The organism is Sphaerisporangium siamense, assembly GCF_014205275.1.
Taxonomy (GTDB): domain Bacteria; phylum Actinomycetota; class Actinomycetes; order Streptosporangiales; family Streptosporangiaceae; genus Sphaerisporangium; species Sphaerisporangium siamense.
The window spans coordinates 199,877-218,273 of sequence record NZ_JACHND010000001.1 but is presented as its reverse complement, the minus strand read 5'-3'; the positions used below and the strand labels follow the sequence as shown (position 1 = coordinate 218,273).

Genomic DNA, 18,397 nt, shown 5'->3' with positions numbered 1-18,397 from the left:
CATGCCGGCCATGTCGAGGGGACGGATCAATGACCACTGAACCGGCCACTGATCCGGGAGCCCTTCGGCGTGCCGTGCACGACGAGGCGGTGAGTACCGCCGGAGCCTGGAGCGGTGGCCAGGGCCCCGTCGAGGGATTCCTCCGGAGGGTCGTCGCCGATCTCAACCGGTTGCCACGGTTGATCGTTCACCACGCCGAGTTCGGACACTACGGGTCAGGATATGCGTCCTACACAGACGTCTTCCTGACCAAGCGCGACGGTTCGATGCGTCGCGCCGCGAACGACTGGACGGAGGTTGAAGGGGTATCTCTGGCTCTGTGCCGACTGGCCCCCTTCGCGGTGCTCCTCACGCCCAGCCGACGATCCTCCGGCCCCGATGGGGCCGGCACCTACTCCTTGCCCGAGCTTTCGCGGGTCGCCGATACCGATCCTCCGGGATGGGAACAGGAATGCCGCCAGGTCCACCAGGTGCTTGATCGGCACGGCGTCGTCCTGCTCGGCTCACCGGTGCTCGGCCTTCCCCTGGATGAGGGGCTCCACGTGGAGACGATCCTCGGCGATCCGCCGTACACGGTGTTCGACGCGTGGTTCCACTGGATGGATTGATCAAATGGGACGGTTCAGTCGAGGATCTCGACGTACCCGTCGGTTCCGTGGACGCGGATTCGTTGTCCGTCCTGGATGAGCCGGGTGGCCTGGTCCACGCCCACGACGGCCGGGAGGCCGTACTCTCGTGCGATCACCGCCCCGTGTGTCATCAGGCCGCCCACCTCCGTCACCAGTCCCGCGACGGCGACGAACAGGGGGGTCCAGCTCGGGTCGGTGTAGGCGGTGACCAGGATGTCGCCCGCCTCAAGATCCGCCTGTGCCATGTCCAGGACGACACGGGCACGGCCCTCGACGGTTCCGGCCGAGACGGGGAGGCCGGCCAGCGCGCCGGGCGGGGCGTCGTCACGCCGGTACCGGGCGGTGATGACCTCGCCGTCCGACGTGAGGATCCGGGGCGGTGTGAGCGCCTCGTACGATCGGAACGCCTCCCGTCTCTCCCGAATCAGCTCGGCGTCCACGCTGTTGGTGCGCACGACTTCTCGCAACTCGTTGAAGCGGAGGAAGAAGATGTCTTCCTTCGCGCGCAGGGTTCCCGAGCGGACGAGGTGATCGGCCTCCCGCAGCAACGCCTGCTTGTAGATGAAGTAGCGGCTGACCATGCCGTACTTGGGGTATTCCCGGTATCCGGCGAAGGCGCGGACGCGGTCGATCATCCGCTTGGTTTCCTCGGCCTTCTGCTCCCCGTCGGGGAGGGCGCGCAGGCGCGTCAGCAATTCCTGTTCTTTCCGCCGTGCCTCTTCACGTCCTTGTTCGAAGCGCCGCTCGCCGGCGCCCGGTTCGAAGTTCTTGATGTTGCCGAGAATGGCGGGCACGAGCGTGGCGGGATTCTCGCTCCACCGCGTTCTGGTGATGTCGATCTCGCCCGCGCAGCGCATGCCGTACTCGTCGAGGTAGCCCCGGATGGCGTCATGTGCCTCCCGTCCGCCGGTCAGCCCGGCCAGCTCGTCCAGGAAGCCGTCGCCCTCCCGGCCTTCGTCCGCGAGGCGGTTCAGGAACGCCACGACGTCCGCGTGCGGCCGGATCGTGTCCGCGACGTCCAGGAGTGCCAGCCCCATCTCCGAGGTGACGTTGTGGGGGACGGATTGGGTGAGCGTGTCGGCGGCGTTCTTCTCGCCCAGCCACGCCTCCAGCCGGTCGTTGAGCCACCAGGTCGCCTCCATCCCCGCCATGATCACCTGGAGGCTCCGCGGATCGAACAGGACGCGCTTCAGCTCCGCGATGTCGGCCAGGATGAAGTCGAGCAGCGCCGGCCCGGACAGATCCCGGATCTCGCGCCGCAGGGTGGCGACGGACGCCTCGCTGTGCTGGATCAGCTCGGTGACGATGGCGGGATCGGTCTCGATCGGGGCGGGCGGATCGGCGACGGGCGCGGTGCCGGAATCTTCGTCCGGCAGCGTGCGGACGAGGTCGCCCCGGTCGAGGACGCTCTGCAGCGCGTCCCGGACCAGCGGGTCGGCCTTCCCGAAGGTCTCCAGGAGGCGCGTGCGACCGGCGGACGTCGCCAGGACGGGGGCCACGTCGACGAACAACCGTCCGCCCGCCTCGTGCATCGGCGCCGGGGTCGTCAGCTGCCACAGGGAGAGTCCCAGCGGCTTCATCGCGTCGGTCATCATCTGCTGGTGACCGACGGAGACGTAGACGTGTTTCTCCTGGTCATCGGTCGCGGGGACGGGGAACAGGGTGGTGATCGGCCGGCTCTGGACGATGTGGAAGTCGTCGCCGGCCAGGCACCATTCGATGTCCTGGGGCCGGCCGAAATGCGCTTCGATCCGCCGGCCCAGCCGCACCAGGCGCAGGACCTGCGCGTCCGTCAGAGTCGGCTGCGTCTGCCGCCCCGGCTCGATCGGCGCGTCCTGGGTGCCGCCCTCCGGCGCCGCCTGGACGGACCGCTGCTTGGTGGCGATCGCCGCGGTGACGACCTGGTCGTCGCGCACCGTGTAGACGTCCCCGGCGACCAGACCGGAGACCAGCGCCTCGCCGAGCCCCCACCCGGCCTCCACGGTGGCGATCTTCCGGTTCGAGGTCACCGGGTCCGCGGTGAACAGAATCCCGGCCGCGTCCGGGAACACCATCCGCTGCACGACCACGGCCATCCGTATCTTGCGGTGGTCGAAGCCGTTACGGCACCGGTAGGTCACCGCCCGCTCGGTGAACAGCGAGGCCCAGCACCGCCGGACGTGCCGGAGGATCTCCTCAAGCCCCACGACGTTCAGGAACGAGTCCTGCTGTCCGGCGAACGACGCGGTCGGCAGGTCCTCGGCCGTCGCGCTGGAACGCACCGCGTACGAGGCCTCCTCCCCGAGCCGGGCGAGCGATTCCCCGATCGCCGCCACAAGATCATCGGGCAGTTCGAGGCCTTCGATGACGCGGCGGACATCCGCGCTCAGGGTCCGGATCGCCGCACGGTCATCCGCTTCCACGCGCGACAGCACGTCGAGCTGAGCGTCGATCGACGACACCCCGGCCACGACCCGCCGAAAGGCCTCCGTCGTGACGCAGAACCCCTCCGGCACACGCACGCCCTCGATCCGCGAGAGCTCACCGAGGTGCGCTCCCTTCCCCCCGACGTCCGCGACATTCGCCGAGTCGACCTGCTGAAAACCCATCACGTAGCCCAATTCCGCTGCTCCATCGCTCGTCGGCTCGCTTCGCAACGGGCAAGTATGAACCACTTCCCGATGTCTCATGAGGCGCCGCAGTCTGCTATAAAGTGAAACTGGCGGGAAGTGGCGCGCACGGCCCGACCCGTATTCCCCCTCCGGCGCCGAAGCCGCGCGCCGCGCCGAAGTGCCGAGGATGCGTCCACGATCTTCGGCACACGGGCAACACACTCATGGAGCCGCTGAGGCAGGGGCTCTGGGATCTGCGGTCCACCTCACTAGGCGCTTCAGGCTGCGACACTCACCGTCATGAAGTACGTGAGAGTCCGCATCAGCCGTGGCGGCAACGAGATGGATCCTCGCCCCTATCTGGAGGCGCTTCCCCAACTGGCCGCAAGCTTGCCGCCAGGGGCCCGTGAGTTCGCGACCGATCCAGAACATTACGACTTCTACAGCCGTCGGTGCGTCAAAGATCTCGCTCTCGAACGGGTCACCTTCAAGGAAGATGACGACTTCATGGAACTCGGCTTCCGGCACAACTGCTGGAAGCACGAGGAGGATCTGACGATCCGCTATCAGGGCGTGGTCCGCTACGAGTCCACCCTGTCGACCGGGATGACCGCATGGTCCGCCGTGGTGCTGGACGAAATCCTTCCGCACCCGGACGGTTGTCGCCACGAGCTGGCTTTGATCTCCGGATCCATAGCGGTCACGTGCGAAGACCTGTTCGTCACGTGGACAGAGGCCGACTGCCCGGACAAGGCGGGCCCTGGACTCCAACCCTCGTGACCGATACGAATCGAACTCAACTCAGGCAACGGAACAACAGGATGAGACGCGGGCTGGTGGCTTCTAGTCTGTCGATCATGACGGTGGGTTTCCTGTTCTGTGCCGATCCGCTCCGGCCGCGGCGGGTCGATCCGCATTTCGAGCAGCAGGCGCAGCCCGCGCGGAACGTGGACGGACGGCCGGCGCTGATCGACCATGACGCGATCGTGGCCGGCCGGGTCGCCGAGGCGGTGGCACGGGTTCCGATCGGGTTCGGCCCGGCGTGGTACCGGGGCTGGATGCTGCGGGCCGAGCAGTACCGGGCGATGGAGGAGGCACTGCGCGCCCGCGGCTGCCAACTGCTCGTCAGCGCGCGGGACTATCGGGCGGCGCACGAGCTGCCCGGCTGGATCGATTCCTTCCGGCACCTGACACCGCAGACCGTCGTGCTGCCGATGGCGCAGGGCACCCCTGCTCCAGGTGCGGAACGGTTGGCTCTGGCGGTGGCCGGGTGGAGCGATGGCGGTTTTGTGATCAAGGACTACGTCAAGTCACGCAAGCATGAGTGGTCGGACGCCTGTTACGCGCCGAACCTCGCCCGACTACCGGATGTGGTGGCCAAGTTCGTCGAACTACAGGGGGAGGACCTGGCCGGCGGGTTGGTCATCCGCCGCTTCGAGGACTTCGAGCACCGCGAGCTGCGAGTCTGGTGGATCGATGGTGAGCCGGTGTTCGCCGGTCGGCATCCCGACAGCCCCCAAGCCGACATCGAAGCGCCCGGGGACCTGAGCGATGTGCGTGCCGCGGTCCGCCGGCTCGGGTGCCGTTTCGTCACGACTGACCTTGTACGGCGGGCCGACGGCGTCAGGCGGGTGATCGAGGTCGGCGACGGCCAGGTAAGCGACTGGCCGTCCGGCGCTGACCCCGCCCTGCTCTACGCCGCGCTGCGCGAAGCCACGGCTACTCCAGGCTGATCTGAAACCTCTATCAAGACGACGATGCGGTCAAGGCATACAGCTTCCACCTCGGGGTCCGGCTCCGTGGTAGTGCCGAGTGGCCGGCGTTTATCGGCGATGGTGCCGTTGCCTATGAAAGATATTGCAGAGGCGAGAGGTCTTTCTGCAGGAAGAAGTCCGGATACTACTTATTCCGCTCACATTTGTGCTTGATACGTTCTGCAGGCCGTGCTGGGTGGTGGTGTTGAAGACTCTCAGGTCATTCTTGTTGCGAGTGCCGTTTCCGACGTGCATGTTGATATTGATAGGGCCGCGATCATCGGTCGGCGTGGCCCTGGGGTTCTCGCCGATCGCCGCAACGCCCGCGCTCGCCTGCGGAGACGCCAGAACTCCGCAGGTCAAGATGACCATGGCGACCGGAATGACCCGCCACGCCTTCATGCCCATCGAAGCCCGCGGATTCTCCGCACCGTGACGAATCATTCGGCCGCACACCTGCCCTCTCGTATCACTTCATGACGGGAGGATACGTCAGATGCATATCAGTGACATTAGTTCCTCTACCCCGCCACGAAGCATCAGCCCTACCCCGAATGACGCGCGGGCCAGATGGTTACCCACCCTTTGCCGTCGCGACAACCGCAGACGATCCGGGCCGGGTGTGCGCGGTGCGGAGCAGGGTGGCGATGAGGATGGCCGCGCCCGCCATCAGAACGGCACTGACCACCGAGGCGATCCGCGTCTCTCGGGCGAAGGCGTCGAATGCCACGTTTCGCAGGGATTCCGCGGTGCCCTTCGGGAGGGTCGCGGCTGTGTCGACGGCGCCGCCGAGGGTGTTCCGCGCGGCTTCCAACTCCTTGGGCGTGAGGGCGTCAGGAGCCTTGGCCGCCAGTTCCGAACGGTAGACGGCGGTGCCGATGCTGCCCAGGATCGCGATGCCCAGCGCCCCGCCGAACTCGGTGGAGGTCTCGGACATGGCGGAGGCCATCCCGGCCCGCTCCGGCGGTGCGGCGGACAGAATCACGTCGGTGACCACGGCGGAGACCCCGCCGATTCCGATCGCGACGACCGTCAGGCCGCCGACGAGGTAGACGATTCCCGAACCGGCCTGGATGAAGGCCAGCATGGCGTAGCCCGCCGCTGCCACGAGCAGCCCGGCGGCGATCACGTTGGGCTTGCCGATGCGAGGTGCGATCGCGGTGGCCAGCGCGATGCCCACGGGCATCACGAGAAAGGTGGGCAACGACCACAGGGCCGACTCGAACGGTTCCATGCCCAGGACGAGTTGCATGAACTGCCAGTTGAACAGGCTGAAGCCGACCAGTCCGAACGTCGCCAGCGCGCCGACGAACAAGGGCACGTTGAACCGGCGTGTGCGGAACAGCGTCATGTCGATCATCGGGTTCGCGGCCACGCGTTGACGATGGAGGAACGCCACCCCCACCGCGAGTCCGGCGGCGCAGTACACCAGAGGGACCCACCCGAAGCCGTGCTCCGCCAGCAGTTTGACGCCGTAGATGACGCCGAGCACGGCCAAGATGGACAGGGGGGCGCCGAGCAGGTCGAAGCGGCCCGGCCTGGGGTCGCGGTATTCGGGGAGCAGCAGCGGGCCGAGGACCAGGAGCAGCACCATCACCGGCACGTTGATCAGGAAGACCGATCCCCACCAGAAGTGCTCCAGCAGCAGTCCGCCGATGATCGGGCCGATCAGGGCGCCGCCCGCGAAGCCCGCCGTCCAGACGCCGACCGCGGTGGCTCGCTGCCTGGCGTCGTGGAACATGTTGCGGATCAGGGAGAGCGTGGACGGCGCCAACGTGGATCCGGCGATGCCCAGGAGCGCGCGGGCCGCGATGAGCGTCTCGGAGCTGGTCGAGTAGGCCGCCAGAACGGAGGCGACGCCGAAGGCCGCGGCGCCTGCGAGCAGCACCCGCCGCCGTCCGATCCGGTCACCGAGTGTGCCCATCGTGATGAGCAGGCCGGCGAGGAGGAAGCCGTAAGCGTCCATGATCCACAGCTGTTCGGAGCTGCTCGGCTTGAGGTCGGCCGACAGGGACGGAAGCGCAACGAACATGACGGACATGTCCATGGACGCCAGCACGCAAGGCAGTACCAGGACGGCGAGCCCGACCCACTCCCTGACTCCAGCTGTTCTGTCTACTTCAGTCATTCCTTTGTTCCTGAGTCGTGTCGACAAGGGGAGTTGACCACCCTCGAAGCGTACTTAGTACGCGCTGAAGCGTACACGATACGCATGCACGTCGGATCGGCACAACTGCTTTCTGAGGTGTGCGTTCACGTGTGATAAGTGTCCGGCGCCCTCAGTGGGCTAGAATTTCGACACGACCCTGACGGTGTGACGAAAAGGAGTGTGGTGATGTCGGTGCCACTGGCATGCGCGTCATGCGGAAAGTCGCTGGAGCCCGCCGATCGAGGACGGCCGAGGCTCTACTGCTCCCGCGCGTGCCAGGCGAAGGCGTATCGAGCGCGCAGGGTGGAAGCGCCGGCCGACGCCCCGGAGGGCGATGACGGCGTGCCGCATCTCACCGTCGAGCGCATCGTGCGGGCCGGGATCGCCATCGCGGACGCGGAGGGCCTCGACGCGCTGTCGATGCGCCGGGTCGCCATGGACCTCGGCACCGGAACCATGTCTCTGTACCGGCATGTGACATCCAAGGACGACCTGGTGGCCCTGATGGTCGAGGCCGCGATGGCCGACGTGCCCCTGCCCGACTCGGCGCCGAGCGGCTGGCGTCACGGCCTCGAACGCGCCGCGTACCGCGACTGGGACCTGTACCACCGCCATCCATGGATCCTGCCGAGGGTCATGCTGACGACCCGCACGCATTTCAGTCCGGCACTCGCCGCGGAAAGCGAAAGCGCCCTCTCCGCATTCGACGGGCTCGACCTCGAACCCGCCGAGGCTTTCCGGTACATGTTCATGTTCGCCTCGTACGTGCAAGGCGTGGCACTGACCTACGTCAGCGATGTGGAGGCGGAACGGCAATCACAAACCGCCATGACCCAGGGCACGAAAGCCCCGGACCAGGCACAGAATCCGCTTTTCACCCCCGGCGCATACCCCCGCCTCGCCCGCGCGATGCGCGCAGGCGGAGCCCCCTGGGACCTCGACGCCTTGTTCGCCGCAGGTCTCGCCGGCGTCTTGGATGGCATCGAAGCCGACCTGGCGAGACGAGGCATCGATTCCCGCTGAAGTCGTCAGGGGTCATCCCGCAGAGGTGGAATCCGATCACACTTGTGATCTCAGCCGTTGCCACGTGTCCTAGGTCGATCTGAGGCGTTCCACGGTTCGGCGGGCATGAGGACCATGGCGTGGTGAGCGACTCTTCTGAGCTCTTCCCAGCGAGGATGCGCGTGCAGGGCCTCCGCCGTCCAGGCCGCGGGACCCTCGTCGGTGAGGTTGATCAACCTCTGGTCGATATCACCGAGTGTGGTATCGAGTTCCTCGGAGATCCATCCCTCGTTCCGCGATTGCCACGCGGCGAGGTAGAAGGCGTCGTAGTCGAGCGCCAGTTCATCGGGGCTTGCGGGTCCGATCCATTCAAGCTGCTCGCCGGCGGTGAGAGCGAGGTGTCGCACGCTCTCGCGGAGTAGCGACCAGTTGCCTTTGGCCGTGTCCCCCGCACTTGAGGGAGAGTGCATGCGTGCAGTTTAGTCAAGGGATAAGGGCGCATCCCTGACCAGGGCACCAGGCATGGGAACGGGTGACGGGAATCGAACCCGCGCTGTCAGCCTGTCCCGGTCAGAGGCTGTCGAGGAACTCCACGAGCAGGCGGTTGACGTCGTCGGGGCGTTCCTGCTGGATCCAGTGGCCGCAGTCCAGGAGGTGGCTGCCGGTGAGGTTGGGGAGCGTTCGCGGATAGGCGTCCATGGCGTCGGAGAGCCACATGGTGGAGGCGTCACGGGTGCCGCCAAGGAAGAGGGACGGCTGCTTGATCGCGGAGCCCGCGTACGTAGCCAGGTCCTCCCAGTCGCGGTCCATGTTGCGGTAGCGGTTGAGGGCACCGGTGAAGCCCGTGCGCTCGAACTCGGCGGCGTAGAAGTCGAGGTCGTCTTGCGTCAGCCAGGACGGCAGCGCGCCGGTCGGGAAACGCTCGCGCAGTGTGCCGCCCGGGGCGACGAAGTGCGGGTCTGGGGCGTCCGCCGCAGCCATCGTGTCCGCCGACAGGGCGCTGTAGAACCCGGCGAGCCAGCCGCGCACGTCGGGCTCGATCTCGGCCTCGGCTCGTCCGAGGCGCTGGAAGTAGGAGACATAGAACTCTTGCCCGCCGCCCATTCCCGCGAACACTTCGCTTGGCCGGGGCCCGCCGGGCGGGGTGTAAGGGACGCTCAACAATCCGACCGCACGAAACACCTCGGGCTCGACGAGTGCGGACTGCGCTGCGATCGTCGCCCCCCAGTCGTGGCCGATGATCACAGCGGAGCTTTCACCAAATGCCCGGACCACCGACACGTTGTCACTGATCAAGTCGAGCATTCGGTACGCGGCGGGGTCCTGCGGCTTGGACGAACGCCCGTAGCCCCGTACGTCGAGCGCGACGGCCCGGTAACCGGCTGTCGCCAGCACGGGAAGCTGCCGCCGCCAGGAATACCACGACTCGGGGAAACCATGGACGAGCAGCACCAGCGGCCCGCTGCCCTGCTCTACGACGTGAATCCGCTCCCCGCCCACTTCCAAGATCCGGTGCTTCGCCGTCATCGTCCCTCCCCGACCAGTACTCGTTGATCGTCCTGACTGTAGGGTCGAGGGAGGTCAGGGCCTAAGTTTTGTTGCCATTCCAGCAATAGGACACATCAACCCCATCTTCGGCGGCTGCATGCTCACGGAGATCACGTCCCGCCGGATCCGCGTCTGCACCCTGCAAGATCAAGAAGGCGGGTGTAGAGCGGCCCGGTTCTTCACGGTGCCGGTGGTTTTCGCGCCGACGGGAGCGAGGTACGAACGCGGGGTTGGGCTGGTGTTCATTCCCCACGAGTTACCATCGAGTGTATATACCATTGAAGGTATGTCTCGGTTGGGAAATCGATCTAGAGCCGGAGGTGGAGTCTTGGCTGGACGGGCCTTCCTTTGCGCTCTACCAGCGGGTTATGCGGAACGTAGATGACTACCTCGTCACTGGCGGTATCCCCGATGGAGATCACGTGAAGAAGTTGAAGGATGCCGAAGGTGTACATGAGCTGCGTGTTGCTCTCGACCGCACGACCTGGCGATTGACCTTCTGGAAGCCATCCAACAAAGTGATCGTGGTCCTTACGGTCTTCCGCAAGACTCAGGACGGCACGCAGACTGCCGACATCGACCGAGCGATCGCTGCTAAGAAGCGGTGCGAGGCAGAGCACGACCTCACCATCACGCATGTATTCGAGAGGAGCGCATGATGGGTCACAGCCGTTGGGAAACCTACAAGGCGAAGCGTCTGCGCCAGTCGGAAGCGGATGCGCAGCCTCAGCCTGAATACGAGCAGGCGGGCCGTGACCTGGAGCTCGGCGATCAGTTGCGTGAGATCCGTAAGCGCCGAGGCTTGTCCCAGAAGGTGGTAGCGGAGCGTGCCGGGATGTCTCAACCTGCTCTGTCCCGCATCGAGGGCGGCGGCGGCATACCAGATATAGCTACGCTTCTGCGCCTCGGTATGGCAATGGGGGTTCGGTTTCGCGTCGAGCTCGTCGACGACGACGACACCACTGAAATCGAGCCCCTGACGGTGCATCACCGACAGCTCGCGAACGCATAGCTTGAAGGCGACCACTTCAAGGCTCGGTCCGTTGCCCTCCGCTGCTCGTACGCAGTGGCGAGTCTCCAACCGTGCGAGGGCTCTGCTCCGAGGTCCTCAGCGCCGTGGGAACAAGGAATGCCTAGCTCGGACTCACGTGCTTGAGCTGAGCCTTTGATGTTGGAGCGGGTGACGGGAATCGAACCCGCGCTGTCAGCTTGGGAAGTCTCTTCCGATCACCGCCCCTATCTGGACGATGACTGAACTGCATCATGACGCGGGATTTCTCGCGACTCCCCGTCATTCCCCCTTGATCACCGCTCCATCGGGCACGCAACGGGCACGCGGGCTGCCTGCCGGCGGCTTTACGGCGGGCTGACATTCCTGACTGCATCAGGCCTCTGACCTCGAGGCATGACTCTCGCCTTTCCCCTACCGGGGAAGATCATCCCGCATATATCCCGCGAGGCAGCAGAATAGCCTGCGAGAGGCTCATCCGATGTCGAAGGGCGGCAGCTCAGCCAGGTTCAGAATGGCTGCTGGCGGGAAGTCCGGCCACGAGCTCGGCGGGTCTTGGTTCAGGTTGCGCAGGTGCTTGTCGATGAAGCGCTGAGCATTGCGCAAAACCCTGACTGTGGTGGCGGCATCGATGGCGCCGTCCTGCAGCGCGTCAGCAAGCTCGTCCAGGTCCAGGACTTCGTAGCGCCGGCTGACCGGGGGCACGACGATGTCCACGTAGAGGTCGTGAACTACCAGCCGCTTCGGGCCCGTTTCCTCTAGTTCGACCAGGTCGATGTACCAACCGCCTTCGAGGGCGTCGACGAAGGTGACCGGCCTTCGGATCTGTATCCCTTCGTCAGCGATTACGAAGCAGCGATCCGTTACGGGTCGGCCGGGAACCCGCCACGGGGGAAGGATCTCAACGTCGTAGGCCACGATGTTGTCACCGGTTCGGACACCGGAGCACCATCGCCCAGTGCGGTGGTGGACACGTACCTCTTCAAGGGTCACAAAGCGCAGTATGGCTGCGTCGGGATGCAGCGCGCCCCGGCCGTTGCTTCTGCAAGCTAGGAGGTGCAAGGTCGAACATGAGTAGGCTGAGCCGACGATTTTACAGGGCGTCACTTGTTCTCATGCCCTAGAGCCTCTGACCTGCGGTGCAGCCGGGCGGCGAATGGCCCACCTCAGAGATCGTTCCGTACATTTTCCGGATCATGGGAGACGGCATCTCTCCCGCTAGTGCGGGCCTCGGCGTGGAGCTGGACTGGTCCTGGTGGCCACGTTCGGCAGCCTGCGTTGGGGGAAGCTGGCAGCGCTCCGGCGTAAGAACGTCGATTTCGAGGCTCGGACGGTCCGGGTCGTGGCTTCGACGACGGAACTCAAGGACGGCTCGGTCCCAGTGGGGCCACCCAAGTCTGCGGCGGGTGTCCGTACGGTGGCGCTGCCTGAAATCGTGATCGCTGAGCTGAGGGCGCACCTGGACGAGTACACCGACGACCATGACGACGCATTCGTGTTCGTTGGCGCGAAGGGTGCGATTCTGCGTCGGCCGGCTTTCTCCCGGATCTGGGCCAGGGCGCTGAAGGCGGCGGCGCTTTCTGGGTTCCACTTTCATGATCTGCGTCACACGGGCAACAAGTGCGCCGTGCAGTCAGGGGCGACTCTTCGTGAGCTGATGAACCGTATGGCCACTCGACTACGCGGGCCGTGTTGATCTATCTCCACACTGAGGATGAGCGGGGCAAGCTGATCGCTGACGGCATGGGCAGACTGGCCGAGCAGATCATGAGTTGCCGTGAAGATCAAGAGGGATCGGGCACGTGACGGGCACGGGAGATCGATGAGGCGGCGAAGATGAATAAGGCCCGGGTCGGAATGTGCTTCCTGGCCTGGGCTTTCGGAGTGGAGCGGGTGACGGGAATCGAACCCGCGCTGTCAGCTTGGGAACCGGCTACTGATCCTGCTGTGCTGAGCTGGGAAATCTACGGTCGCTGGTGAGAGCGAGTGCCGTGCCCGTGAGTGCCCGTGAGTCCCCATAGCTTCCCGTCTGTTCTGGCACGCATCTGGCACGCGATCAAGATCCTTACGGCTCCCCTAGTAGGACCGTTCGGGCCGTGATCGGATGGCCTTGGCCTAGTTCGTGATGGTGACCGGTGGCCGTGAGCGTGAGTAGTCGTATGGGGCTGTTGCAGTACGCATTGCAGTAGACGTCTGTATGTAGGCCGTTCGGGGCTCGGTGACGAATCGTCGCAGTTTAATTTCATTGAGTGGTTTCCCGGCCTTTCGACGTCGCTTGAGGTTGTGTGGTGGCTATGAGGTTGCGGCGGGGTGACGGCTGGGGACCGGCGATCGTGGGAACAGTGGTAGCGGTCACGGGAAGCGTGGCGATCAACCGGGTCGAAGGCTCTTGGTGGGCTCAGGCCGGGTGGTTCGGCGGGGCGGTGGCGCTGGGCTTGGTGGGCCAGTGGATGGCACGGCGCGCCCCCGCAAACGGTAAACCAGCTCGGGCGCAGGTCCCTGCTGTCACGGTCAGTACCTCTAGCGGGGCAGGAGGGGGGATCCGTGTAGTGGGGGAGATTCCTCGCGAGCCGGTGGCCTTTCAGCCGCGTGCAGAGCTGGTGGACTCGTTGAGGGATGCTGCGGGTTCCGGGCGGGCGGTGGTGGTATGTGCGCTGACCGGAAGGCGGGGGGTCGGTAAGACGCAGGTGGCGGCGGCGTATGCCCGGTGGTGTGCCGAGCAGGGGTGGCCGTTGGTGGCGTGGATGAATGCCGAGACCGCTGACCAGGTGCTGGCAGGTTTGGAGGCCATCGGGGCGGCGGTGGGTGTGGCGGGCGCAGATGAGGACTCGGCGGTGACCGCGGGGCGGGTTCGTGATTGGCTGAGTGGCCAGGCGGATCGGTGTTTGGTGGTGTTTGACAATGTGGCCGATCCGGAGGTGGTGGCGCCCTGGTTGCCGGCGATCGGCCGGACGCAGGTGGTGATCTCCAGTAACCATCAAAGCGTGCTGGCGCTGGGGGTTCCGGTCCCGGTGGAGGTGTTCACCGACGCTGAGGCGCTGGCGTTTTTGGCCGAGCGGACCGGCCGGGATGATGAGCAGGGGGCTCGGGTGCTGGCCGAGGAGGTGGGCCATCTTCCGCTGGTCTTGGCGCAGGCGGCGTGGGTGATCCGCCAGGAGGGGATGTCCTATGCGGACTATGTTCAGCGGTTGCGCTCGGTGGCGGTGGCTGAGGAGTTACGGCCGGTGCGGGGTGAGGGGTATCCGCATGGAGCGGCCGAGGCGGTGATCTTGTCCTTGGCGCACATCGGGCGTGGCCGTGCGGTCCGGTTGGAGCGAGGGCTGCTCGATCTGCTGGCGGTGCTGTCGCCAGCCGGGGTGCCTCGCCTGTGGTTGCACCGGGCGGTGCAGCTGGGCTTGGCGGGCGAGGTGAGCGGGGATATCGCGAGACGGGTGGATGCCGCGATCGGGCGGTTGGCTGAACCGTCGCTGGTGACGCTGAGTGTGGACGGCTCGACGGTGACCATGCACCGGTTCGTGCAACGGGTTCTGCGTGATGCCGCCCGAGTCAACGAGGACCTGGACGCGATTTTTGCCAGGGCAGGGCAATTGGTGGCTGACCGGTCTGTGGATTCAGCGCGGGTATCGCTGGATCGTCCCCAGATGGAGGCGTTCGTTCAGCAGGCGGCTGCCTTATGGCTCAATGCCAACCATCCGGCCTCCGATAGCCCAAGGTCGGTGATCGACAAGGCTCTTGTCCTGCAAAACCAAGCTGGTATGTATCTGGAAGCGGTCGGCGATCTGTCTCGCGCCGTCCCAGTGTTCGAGCAGACTCTCACCGACCGCAGGCGGGTGCTGGGCGAAGACCACCCCACCACCCTGACCAGCCGCAACAACCTCGCCCACGCCTACCAATTGGCTGGGCAACTCGATAAGGCCATCTCCTTGTACGAGCAGACTCTCACCGACCGCAGGCGGGTGCTGGGCGAAGACCACCCCACCACCCTGACCAGCCGCAACGACCTCGCCGGCGCCTATACCATGGCCGGGCAATTCGACAGGGCCATCCCCCTGTACGAACAAAACCTTACTGACCGCAGGCGGGTGCTGGGCGAAGACCATCCCACCACCCTGACTAGCCGCAACAACCTCGCCCACGCCTATACCATGGCCGAGCAACTCGACAGGGCTATCCCCCTGTATGAACAAAACCTCAGCGATATCAGGCGGGTGCTGGGCGAAGACCATCCCACCACCCTGACCAGCCGCAACAACCTCGCCGGCGCCTACAATTCGGCCGGGCAACTCGACAGGGCTATCCCCCTGTATGAACAAAACCTCAGCGATATCAGGCGGGTGCTGGGCGAAGACCATCCCACCACCCTGACCAGCCGCAACAACCTCGCCACCGCTTACACCACGGCTGAGCAACTCGATAAGGCCATCCCCCTGTATGAACAAAACTTCACCGACCGCAGGCGGTTGCTGGGCGAAGACCACCCCGACACCCTGACCAGCCGCAACAACCTCGCCACCGCTTACACCACGGCTGAGCAACTCGATAAGGGCATCTCCTTGTTTGAGCAGACTCTCACCGACCGCAGGCGGGTGCTGGGGGAAGATCACCCCGACACCCTGACCAGCCGCCACAGCCTCGCCTACGCCTACATCTCTGCCGGGCAACTCGACAAGGCCATCCCCATGTACGAACAAACCCTCAGCGATATCAGGCGGGTGCTGGGCGAAGATCACCCCACCACCCTGACCAGCAGCAACAACGTCGCAGGCGCCTACATCTCTGCCGGGCAACTCGACAAGGCCATCGCCATGTACGAACAAACCCTTACCGATTGCTTGCGTGTGATGGGTGCCGATCATCCGATGACCGCAACGGTGCGCCGCAATCTGGCTGTAGCGCAGGATTCGGTGGGCCGGGACTGAGGAACGAGGTCCTGGACCTTCGATCGCCCCCAACCTGGTACGGAGTCCAGCCACCCTCTGGCGATCGTCGTGCTGCATCGGCGCGGCGGCAGTGCGGCACCCGGTGTGGCGGGTGAGGCTTGGTGCGGCGGGTGCGGTGGTCGGCGGGCGGTCCGCGTTCCCACCGCCGTTCGGGACCGGCGCCCACGCCGCACGCCCGGCCGGCGGAGCGGGCGGCGGACCGTGCGGCGGCGCGGAGCGCTGCCGCCTTGATACTCACAAGAACAATTCGGCAAGATCCGCGCTATACGTCGGGTCGATGCGCTCCGCTGGCGAGCGCGATGATGTCGGCGAGGATGCCGGGGGCGGCGGCGATTGTGGCGCTGGATCGGGTGGTGTGCGGGGTGCCGTCGATGTCGGGGGTTCCCCCCGAAGTGTGGACACCGGTTGTTATGCGGCTTCTGTCGCCTTATAGGACTGTTGTTCGTAGTTGATTGGGCTGATCTGGCCGAGGGCCGAGTGTCGCCTGGTGGTGTTGTAGCGGGTGAGCCACCGGAACACCGCGAGCCGTGCCTCACGAGGCCCGCACCAGCGTCTGCGGCCCTGCAGTGTCTCGCGTTTGAGAGATGCGTTGAACGCTTCGGCCAGGGCGTTGTCAGCGCTCGTGCCGACCGCGCCTCTCGACTGGACGACGCCGAGCCGGGCGCACGCGGCGGCGAAGTCCGCCGAGGTGTACTGGGCGCCGTGATCGCTGTGGAAGATCGCCCCGTCCAGGCGTCCGCCCCGCGTTCGGGCGGCGGCCTCCAGCGCGTCGATGACGAGTCCAGTGCGCATGTGGCCGGCGATCGACCAGCCCGCCAACCTGCGGGAACACAGATCAATGACGGTGGCGAGGTAGAAGAACCGGCCGTCTCCGACCGGCAGATACGTGATATCACCCACGTACCGCTGGTTGGGAGCCGGCGCGGTGAAGTCGCGTTTCAGCAGGTCGGGCACCTGCTGAGCGGACGGTTCGGGCACGGTCGTACGGACTTTCCTACGCAGATGCAGCCCGACGATCCCGAACGCCCGCATCACCCGCGCTACCCGCTTGTGATTCACCCGCCGCCCTCGCTCGCGGAGCTCCGCGGTGACCCGCGGCTCCCCGTAGGTCCCGTCCTGGTCGCCGTGGATCCGGCGGATCTCCCGCGCCAGCGCGGTGTCGGCGGCCCGCCGCGCAGCCCTGGCCCCGATCCCGTCGCGCCACCGGTAATACCCCGACCTGGACACCTCAAGGACATGACACAGCCGCTTGACGCTGAACAGCTCCCGATGGTCCTCAACGAACTGGAAACGGCTCACCAGTTCGTCTCTCCCGCGAAATACTTGGCCGCCCGCCGCAGGATGTCCCGCTCGGCCTCCAACTCCCGCACCTTCTTGCGGAGCCGGCGGTTCTCCTCTTCAAGCACGGCGTCCGAACCTACCGAGACCGCCTCCGGCTCCCGACGCCGGGACACCTTCCCCGACCCACCGGCCTGCCCGGCCCGGGCCTGGCGCACCCACAGCCGCAGAGTCTCCCGGTTCACCCCCAGGTCCTTGGCCACCGACGCATACGTCCGCGACGGATCCGACAAGTACAACGCCACAGCGTCGGCCTTGAACGCCTCGGAATACACCTTCATCCCCACACGGGACCCCTCTCACCCCCAGACCTCCATGATCCAGGGAGCTCAGGGTGTCCACACCTCGGGGGGAGGGGCCGAGTACAGAGCGCCGGAGACCTTCGCGAGCAAGACGGATGCGGAGATCTGGCTAACCCGGAAAGAAGCCGAAATCCACTCACAGGAGTGGACCGACCCGGATGCCGGAAAGATCGCGTTTCGCGACTATGCGGCTGACTGGATGACGGAAGGATCGCTCCGGCCCAAGACGGCGCAATTGTACGAGGGCCTGCTACGGCTGCACATCAATCCTAAGCTCGGTGATAAGCATCTGAGCGCGATCACCTCGCGTCACGTTCGGCAATGGCACACCGACCTTCTGGACGGCGGCCCTGGCGCTTCCACGGTGGCCAAGGCGTACCGGCTGTTGCGGGGCATCCTGAACACGGCGGTCGAGGATGACCTGATCAAGAAGAATCCATGCCGGATCAAGAACGCGGGTGTCGAGCGTCCGGAAGAGCGGCCGGTGTTGACCGTGGCCGAGGTGTTCGCTCTGGCCGGCGCCGTGCCTCCGCGGTTTAGGGCACTGGTGCTCCTCGCGACTTTCGGCAGTCTGCGATGGGGTGAGTTGGCCGCGCTGCGGCGGTTCAATCTCGACCTCGACGCGCGGACGGTCAAGATCGAGGTGTCCGTGTCGGAGATGAAGACAGGGGAGTTGATCACCGGACGGCCCAAGTCGGACGCCGGGGCTCGGGTCGTCAACCTGCCGGAGATCATCGTCGGTGATCTGACGTGGCATCTCCAGCGGTTCAGCGAGCCTGAGCCCGGTGGTCTCGTCTTCGTTGGCGAGCACGGCGCACCGCTCTGGCGGAGCAACTTCCCCAAGATCTGGACCAAGGCGATCATCAAGGCCGGAGTTCCGAGGATCCACATTCACGATCTCCGGCACACGGGCAACACGCTCGCCGCGATGACCGGCGCATCGCTCAAAGAACTGATGGCCCGGATGGGGCACTCCAGTACCAAGGCGGCGATGATCTATCTGCACGCCGCAAAGGATCGTGATCGTGCCATCGCCGACGCCCTGGGGGAGATCGTCAAAGAGGGGCTGAAAGTCAAAGCTGATGACAGCGACGAGCCGACGTCCGCAGAAGCCAAGATCAACTGATCTGGCACG

General features: G+C 65.7%; 16 protein-coding genes. 10 read left to right on the top strand and 6 right to left on the bottom strand.

The annotated features are described in order from the left end of the window. Positions 1 to 29 precede the first annotated feature (29 nt). Positions 30 to 608, top strand: a complete 579-nt coding sequence (locus BJ982_RS00995; protein ID WP_184875659.1) for a hypothetical protein — start codon at positions 30 to 32, stop codon at positions 606 to 608. Positions 609 to 622: 14 nt separating this feature from the next. On the opposite strand, the gene rph is transcribed toward BJ982_RS00995, so the two are convergent. Next, positions 623 to 3,217 carry a rifamycin-inactivating phosphotransferase gene (gene rph / locus BJ982_RS00990; RefSeq protein ID WP_184888288.1) on the bottom strand — a complete coding sequence of 865 codons (2,595 nt, stop codon included), beginning with the start codon at positions 3,215 to 3,217 and terminating at the stop codon, positions 623 to 625. 303 nt (positions 3,218 to 3,520) lie between these two features. On the opposite strand from rph, the gene BJ982_RS00985 reads away from it, so the two are divergent. The 3 genes from BJ982_RS00985 to BJ982_RS00975 all read left to right on the top strand — a co-directional run bounded on the left by BJ982_RS00985 (position 3,521) and on the right by BJ982_RS00975 (position 5,410). Next, positions 3,521 to 4,000, top strand: coding sequence for a hypothetical protein (locus BJ982_RS00985; RefSeq protein WP_184875657.1), 480 nt, complete (start codon positions 3,521 to 3,523; stop codon positions 3,998 to 4,000). A gap of 77 nt (positions 4,001 to 4,077) precedes the next feature. After that, the gene (locus tag BJ982_RS00980) at positions 4,078 to 4,953 is read left to right on the top strand and encodes an ATP-grasp domain-containing protein (protein WP_184875654.1); all 876 of its coding nucleotides are present in this window, start codon (positions 4,078 to 4,080) and stop codon (positions 4,951 to 4,953) included. A 310-nt stretch (positions 4,954 to 5,263) separates the two neighbouring features. Next, complete coding sequence (locus BJ982_RS00975; protein WP_184875652.1) at positions 5,264 to 5,410, top strand: hypothetical protein; 147 nt, start codon at positions 5,264 to 5,266, stop codon at positions 5,408 to 5,410. A gap of 138 nt (positions 5,411 to 5,548) precedes the next feature. Here BJ982_RS00975 and BJ982_RS00970 read toward each other — a convergent pair whose 3' ends face one another. Continuing rightward, positions 5,549 to 7,102, bottom strand: a complete 1,554-nt coding sequence (locus BJ982_RS00970; RefSeq protein WP_184875650.1) for an MFS transporter — start codon at positions 7,100 to 7,102, stop codon at positions 5,549 to 5,551. A 207-nt stretch (positions 7,103 to 7,309) separates the two neighbouring features. On the opposite strand from BJ982_RS00970, the gene BJ982_RS00965 reads away from it, so the two are divergent. Then, complete coding sequence (locus BJ982_RS00965; protein WP_203959099.1) at positions 7,310 to 8,146, top strand: TetR/AcrR family transcriptional regulator; 837 nt, start codon at positions 7,310 to 7,312, stop codon at positions 8,144 to 8,146. A gap of 50 nt (positions 8,147 to 8,196) precedes the next feature. Here BJ982_RS00965 and BJ982_RS00960 read toward each other — a convergent pair whose 3' ends face one another. Both BJ982_RS00960 and BJ982_RS00955 read right to left on the bottom strand, forming a co-directional pair. Beyond that, positions 8,197 to 8,595, bottom strand: coding sequence for a hypothetical protein (locus tag BJ982_RS00960; protein ID WP_184875648.1), 399 nt, complete (start codon positions 8,593 to 8,595; stop codon positions 8,197 to 8,199). 100 nt (positions 8,596 to 8,695) lie between these two features. Then, positions 8,696 to 9,652, bottom strand: coding sequence for an alpha/beta fold hydrolase (locus tag BJ982_RS00955; protein WP_184875646.1), 957 nt, complete (start codon positions 9,650 to 9,652; stop codon positions 8,696 to 8,698). A gap of 389 nt (positions 9,653 to 10,041) precedes the next feature. Between BJ982_RS00955 and BJ982_RS00950 the strand changes: the two genes are divergently transcribed. Then, positions 10,042 to 10,332, top strand: a complete 291-nt coding sequence (locus BJ982_RS00950) for a type II toxin-antitoxin system RelE/ParE family toxin (RefSeq protein WP_239123023.1) — start codon at positions 10,042 to 10,044, stop codon at positions 10,330 to 10,332. Beyond that, entirely contained in the window at positions 10,329 to 10,685 is a 357-nt protein-coding gene (locus BJ982_RS00945; RefSeq protein WP_239123021.1) for a helix-turn-helix domain-containing protein, read from the top strand. The genes BJ982_RS00950 and BJ982_RS00945 overlap by 4 nt, the downstream gene beginning before the upstream one ends. A 471-nt stretch (positions 10,686 to 11,156) precedes the next feature. Here BJ982_RS00945 and BJ982_RS00940 read toward each other — a convergent pair whose 3' ends face one another. Beyond that, complete coding sequence (locus BJ982_RS00940) at positions 11,157 to 11,675, bottom strand: ribonuclease FAU-1 family protein (RefSeq protein WP_184875643.1); 519 nt, start codon at positions 11,673 to 11,675, stop codon at positions 11,157 to 11,159. A 262-nt stretch (positions 11,676 to 11,937) separates the two neighbouring features. Between BJ982_RS00940 and BJ982_RS00935 the strand changes: the two genes are divergently transcribed. Next, the gene (locus BJ982_RS00935) at positions 11,938 to 12,378 is read left to right on the top strand and encodes a tyrosine-type recombinase/integrase (RefSeq protein WP_184875641.1); all 441 of its coding nucleotides are present in this window, start codon (positions 11,938 to 11,940) and stop codon (positions 12,376 to 12,378) included. Between the two features lie 1,048 nt (positions 12,379 to 13,426). Beyond that, the gene (locus BJ982_RS00930; protein ID WP_184875639.1) at positions 13,427 to 15,601 is read left to right on the top strand and encodes a tetratricopeptide repeat protein; all 2,175 of its coding nucleotides are present in this window, start codon (positions 13,427 to 13,429) and stop codon (positions 15,599 to 15,601) included. A 429-nt stretch (positions 15,602 to 16,030) separates the two neighbouring features. On the opposite strand, the gene BJ982_RS00925 is transcribed toward BJ982_RS00930, so the two are convergent. Then, positions 16,031 to 17,247 (bottom strand): IS3 family transposase gene (locus BJ982_RS00925; protein WP_184875636.1). Its coding sequence is split into 2 segments (ribosomal slippage): positions 16,031 to 16,938 and positions 16,938 to 17,247, totalling 1,218 coding nucleotides; the frame shifts between segments, so codons are not numbered across the junction. Between BJ982_RS00925 and BJ982_RS00920 the strand changes: the two genes are divergently transcribed. Then, a complete protein-coding gene (locus BJ982_RS00920; RefSeq protein ID WP_239123024.1) occupies positions 17,156 to 18,388 on the top strand; it encodes a tyrosine-type recombinase/integrase in 1,233 nt (410 codons plus the stop codon). The two genes, BJ982_RS00925 and BJ982_RS00920, sit on opposite strands and share 92 nt — an antisense overlap. Positions 18,389 to 18,397 lie beyond the last annotated feature (9 nt).

Bases quoted from the DNA above. Each gene is read 5' to 3' on its own strand.
- BJ982_RS00995 (WP_184875659.1), top strand. From the start codon at position 30: ATGACCACTGAACCGGCCACTGATCCGGGAGCCCTTCGGCGTGCCGTG.
- rph (WP_184888288.1), bottom strand. From the start codon at position 3,217: ATGGGTTTTCAGCAGGTCGACTCGGCGAATGTCGCGGACGTCGGGGGG.
- BJ982_RS00985 (WP_184875657.1), top strand. From the start codon at position 3,521: ATGAAGTACGTGAGAGTCCGCATCAGCCGTGGCGGCAACGAGATGGAT.
- BJ982_RS00980 (WP_184875654.1), top strand. From the start codon at position 4,078: ATGACGGTGGGTTTCCTGTTCTGTGCCGATCCGCTCCGGCCGCGGCGG.
- BJ982_RS00970 (WP_184875650.1), bottom strand. From the start codon at position 7,102: ATGACTGAAGTAGACAGAACAGCTGGAGTCAGGGAGTGGGTCGGGCTC.
- BJ982_RS00965 (WP_203959099.1), top strand. From the start codon at position 7,310: ATGTCGGTGCCACTGGCATGCGCGTCATGCGGAAAGTCGCTGGAGCCC.
- BJ982_RS00960 (WP_184875648.1), bottom strand. From the start codon at position 8,595: ATGCACTCTCCCTCAAGTGCGGGGGACACGGCCAAAGGCAACTGGTCG.
- BJ982_RS00955 (WP_184875646.1), bottom strand. From the start codon at position 9,652: ATGACGGCGAAGCACCGGATCTTGGAAGTGGGCGGGGAGCGGATTCAC.
- BJ982_RS00950 (WP_239123023.1), top strand. From the start codon at position 10,042: ATGCGGAACGTAGATGACTACCTCGTCACTGGCGGTATCCCCGATGGA.
- BJ982_RS00945 (WP_239123021.1), top strand. From the start codon at position 10,329: ATGATGGGTCACAGCCGTTGGGAAACCTACAAGGCGAAGCGTCTGCGC.
- BJ982_RS00930 (WP_184875639.1), top strand. From the start codon at position 13,427: ATGAATGCCGAGACCGCTGACCAGGTGCTGGCAGGTTTGGAGGCCATC.